Annotated in this window: 4 protein-coding genes; all 4 read left to right on the forward strand. The window is 67.1% G+C overall.

Annotated features, from left to right (window positions below; genetic code table 11):
• The coding region (locus tag ABW137_RS36970) for an SDR family oxidoreductase (protein ID WP_526408146.1) at positions 1-314 on the forward strand (314 nt) is incomplete at its 5' end.
• Between the two features lie 653 nt (positions 315-967).
• Positions 968-1,750 (forward strand): SDR family NAD(P)-dependent oxidoreductase, encoded by a 783-nt coding sequence (locus ABW137_RS36975; RefSeq protein ID WP_526408148.1) that lies wholly within the window; start codon positions 968-970, stop codon positions 1,748-1,750.
• A 141-nt stretch (positions 1,751-1,891) separates the two neighbouring features.
• On the forward strand, positions 1,892-2,284 hold the full coding sequence (locus tag ABW137_RS36980; protein ID WP_526408150.1) for an ester cyclase: 393 nt from the start codon (positions 1,892-1,894) through the stop codon (positions 2,282-2,284).
• A 49-nt stretch (positions 2,285-2,333) separates the two neighbouring features.
• Positions 2,334-3,458: a Gfo/Idh/MocA family protein gene (locus tag ABW137_RS36985; RefSeq protein ID WP_526408152.1), complete on the forward strand. Its 1,125-nt coding sequence runs from the start codon at positions 2,334-2,336 to the stop codon at positions 3,456-3,458.
• The last annotated feature ends 141 nt before the right edge of the window (positions 3,459-3,599 follow it).

A 3,599-nucleotide genomic window follows, 5' to 3' on the forward strand; every position in this document is an offset into this window, starting at 1 on the left:
GGCCTCGGCCACGCAGCGTGGCCTACACGGTCACCAAGCACGCGATCAGCGGGTTGACGGCATCCATGCTGCTGGACTTGCGTGACGTCGACATCTGCGTGACGCAGATCGACATCGGCAATGCCGCTACCGCGATGACCGCGGGGTTCGGCGCGGAGGCGTTGCAGGCCAACGGAACTATGGCTGCAGAGCCGACCTTCGATGCCGTGCACGTGGCACGGTCGCTGGCGTACCTGGTTGAGTTACCGCTGGAGGTCTCGGTGCCGTCGCTGACCATCATGGCGCGTGGGATGCCCTTCTTCGGTCGCGGATGAGCGACATCGCTCTGTGCCTGGCCTCGGTGTGGCCGACTGTGACGACGGGCAGCGCCGAACCCTCCTCGGGTGTCGGTTGGTGGTTGTGGTTCACGAGGGTTGGGGTGTAGTCGTCGGCATCGGTTGAGTAGGCGGGCTGATCCGACGCGCGCCGAGTGCCCGTCGGCATTCGGGAGCTGGCCGCGCCGAGGTTGATTGGCCGGTTCCGGTCATCGCGCGCGACGACCGGGGTCAAACGCAGTGAATTTGGTACCGATCGGTGCTGAAGTGCTATGGTCATTCCGTACCGATCGATACCGATCGATACTCATCTCCAAGAGGGGCCGACATGGGAACGCTCGACAGCACGACTGCCGCCGCGGCTTGCGGCAGTCCGGGATCGGGCTGGGTGCCGCCCAACGCCCTCGTGGCGGCGTTCCTCGCGTCCGCCGAAGCCGGCCTCGGTTCGTGGCGCGAACCTCGGCTTCGGCGGTGGCAAGTTCTAGCCGTCGGTCGCGCACGGACGACATCACGAGCGCGGACACGGCGTGTGTCCGCGACAACGCCAATCAGTTGCCGGCAGCGGTCAATTGCGCTGGCAGGCCTCGGCGCTCGTTGCACCTCTCAACATGCCGATCGAACGGATCAGGCAAACCATGGAAAGGATCACAACCTTGAGCACTCACACGATCGAGCCATCCCCGAATACGGCGGCGCAGCCGTTGACGGGACTTCGGGCCCTGGTGACGGGCGGCTCGCGGGGCATCGGTACCGCGATCGTCCGACGACTCGCCAGTGACGGCGCCGACGTCGCGTTCACCTACAACACGTCGCCCGAGCGCGCCCACGAGCTCGTCACCGAGGTGTCCGAGCTGGGTTCCAAGGTGATCGCGCTCCAGGCCGACCTCGCAGACGCCGAGGCCACCCAGCGCGTGGTCGACGATGCCGCGCACCGCCTCGGCGGCTTGGACATTCTGGTCAACAACGCCGGCGTCGCGCATATAGCCCCCGTCGAGTCCTTTTCGTTGGACCAGTTCGATCATCTGGTGTCCGTCAACGTGCGCGGCGTGTTCACCGCCGTTCAGGCGGCCGTGCCCCACATGGACGGCGCCGGCCGCATCATCACCATCGGCAGCGTCAGCGCCGATCGCGTTCATGTCCCGGGCCTCTCGGTCTACACGATGACCAAGGCCGCGGTGGCGGGCTTGACGAAGGGGTTGGCGCGCGAACTGGGCCCACGGGGAATCACCGTGAACAATCTCGCCGTAGGTCCCACCGCCACGGAGATGAATCCCGACGACGACAGCGAGCTCGCCAGCATCAATCGCGCCATGACCGCGGTTGGTCGCTACGGCCAACCGCACGACATCGCCAGCGCCGTCGCCTATCTCGCGCTCCCGGAGGCCGGATTCGTGACCGGCGCCACGTGGTACGTCGACGGCGGGTTCAACGTCTGATGACGACCTCTAGGCGGGCGGCATCGGCGCCTTGGAGCTTCGTGGGTGGCGCCGATTACGACCCGAACGCGATTGTCGTCGAACGGTACTCGGAGTTGGCTGTAGTGGAGGTAGTCGCCGCTTCGGCGAGGGAAGGTCGTCATGTCTGAGGTCGATCTGCGCGAGTTCTACGAGCGTTACATCGAGGCCCTCAACGCTCACGAGTTCGACCGCATGGACGAGTTCATCAGCGATCACCCCTCTCATCACGGTGAGGCGGGTACGCGGGCCGCCGTCGTCGCGGACCTCACGGGGATTGTCGACGCAGTACCCGACTTTCAGTGGGAGGTTCGGGAAGTGCTCGTCAATGGTGACCGTCTGGCCGTGCGGTTGATCAATACCGGCACCCCCGTCAAGGAGTGGCAAGGGGTGGCCCCCAGTGGTGGCGCGTTCGAGATCGTCGAGTATGCCCTGTACCAAGTTAGGGACGGGCGGTTCGTCCAGATGTCGAACTTGCACGACGCCGAGGCGCTGAGTCGCCAACTGGGGGCGTGAGTCGTTGTTCGACGGTGTGGTGGCCGGGTCGGTGGGAGAACGGGACGCGATGACCATGGCGGGAGCGGCACGTGCCGGCGGCGGCATGCGCCCGCTCGGTGTCGGCATCGTGGGTTTGAGTGCAACGGGCGGGTGGGCGGCAGGCGGTCATGTTCCCGCGTTGGCGGCGGTGGCTGGGGTGGAACTGCGTGGCTTGGCGGCAAGTTCGGCTGCATCGGCTCGCGCGGCGAGCGCGGCCTACGGGGTGCCGGCGTACGCATCGGTCGAGCAACTGGCCACGGCCGACGACATCGACCTGGTGGTCGTGGCGGTCAAGGTCCCCAGGCACCGCGAGCTGGTGCTGCCTGCGCTGGCGGCAGGGGTCCCGGTGTTGTGTGAGTGGCCGTTCGCCGTGAACCTCGCCGAGGCGCAAGAGTTGGCAAGCGCTGGTCGTGGGATCCGCACCTTCGTCGGGCTGCAGGGGCGAACCTCGCCTACCGCAAGATGGTTGGCGGATCTGGTGGCGAGTGGCTACGTCGGCGAGGTGCTCTCGGCCACCGTTGTGGCGGCGTCAGACGAATGGGGAGCCCCTGTCACGGAGCACACGCGGTACACGCTGGATCGAAGGCTCGGGGCCACGATGCTGACGATCGCGTTCGGGCACGCGATCGACCTCGTTGCGATGATCGTGGGGGAGTTCGAGGAGGTGGTCGCCACGACGGCGACACGGCACCCCTGGGTCCCCCTCGGCCGGACTGGCCAAACCATCTCGATGACCGCCGCAGACCAGATCGCGGTTTCCGGCACCGTGCCCGGCGGGGCGATCCTCTCCGTGCACCACCGAGGGGGCATTGCGTCGGGTGCCGGCTTCACGTTGGTGATCGACGGTGCGGATGGGACTCTGGAGGTGACCGCCCCCGGGTACCCGCACCTGGGTCCGGTCACCGTACGCGGTGCTCATCGGGGTGCTCGGCCTGCCGCGTTGGCACTGCCCGACGGTTACGACGACTACCCCCATCTGGCCGGCACGCCTGCCCATACCGTGGCGCACGCGTACGCCGCGATTAGAGACGATCTCCACCGCGGCACGGCCGTCGTCCCGGACTTCGCCCACGCCGTGATGCGGCACCGCCTCCTGGACGCGATCGTTCGAGCCGCCACCACAGGGCAACGGATCAACCCCCACCTGAAATGACGTCGCGGCGCCCCACCCTGCGGCAACGGAGAAGCCCAACCACACAGACCAACGCGAATTCGCCTCTGATGCAGGTGAAGTCGGTGTGGGGGAACGTCGTGGCGGGCAAAGCCGTCCGCCGGCCTACCCTCTCGGGGTGGG

Origin of the sequence: Mycobacterium sp. (assembly GCF_040509115.1) — a bacterium.
GTDB lineage: Bacteria > Actinomycetota > Actinomycetes > Mycobacteriales > Mycobacteriaceae > Mycobacterium.